General features: G+C 64.0%; 1 protein-coding gene (only partly in view). It reads left to right on the top strand.

Translation table 11 applies throughout. The features are described 5' to 3' along the window. On the top strand, window positions 1-441 hold the 3' portion of the coding sequence (locus EOC93_RS33420) for a cobalamin biosynthesis protein (RefSeq protein ID WP_127206746.1). 402 nt of this gene lie to the left of the window's left edge; only the last 441 of its 843 coding nucleotides appear in the window; its start codon lies beyond the left edge, outside the window; it ends in the stop codon at window positions 439-441. Window positions 442-636 lie beyond the last annotated feature (195 nt).

Raw genomic sequence — 636 nt, 5'->3', positions numbered from 1 at the left:
AGGGCCGCCAACCCCGCCGATTCGATGATCGGCCACCGCACGCCGCGCCACGAGGCCTTCGGCCGGGCGGCGGCGCGCTTCGACGATCTGATCAACCTGCCGGCGTCACGGCTGACCGCGCTGCTCATCGTGGCTGCCTCTTTCTTCGTCAAAGGCGCCGATGCCGGCAACGCCTGGCGCACCGTGCAGCGCGACGCGAAAAAGCACCGCTCGCCCAATGCCGGCTGGCCTGAGGCAGCGATGGCCGGCGCGCTTGGCCTGGCGCTCGCCGGCCCGCGTTCCTATGACGGCGTCATGGTCGATGATGCATTCATGGGCGAAGGCGGCCGCCGCGATGCGGAAAGCATCGACATCAGGCGGGCGCTGAAACTCTACCGGACGGCCGACCTTCTGCTGATCGCGCTGTTCGGCTTGCTGTCGGTGATCGTCATCGCTGCGTGACGTTTAATCCGGTCGAGATCGGCTAAAACAAAAAACCCGCCTCAAAGGCAGGTCGCTGGCGCAAATCAGCACCATGAATAAATTCCTAGCATAACTGCCGTCACAAAGCAATCGATTTCGGGCCACGAAGTGGCCAATCGCTTCAGGTTTGCGCTGCCCCTCACTCTTACCATTCCGGGGCGAGCCGCTTCGTGC

The sequence above is a fragment of the Mesorhizobium sp. M6A.T.Ce.TU.002.03.1.1 genome, assembly GCF_003997275.1.
GTDB classification, from domain to species: Bacteria; Pseudomonadota; Alphaproteobacteria; order Rhizobiales; family Rhizobiaceae; genus Mesorhizobium; species Mesorhizobium mediterraneum.
Note: the sequence above shows the minus strand (reverse complement) of the source record. Positions and strands in the feature narration are given on the sequence as shown.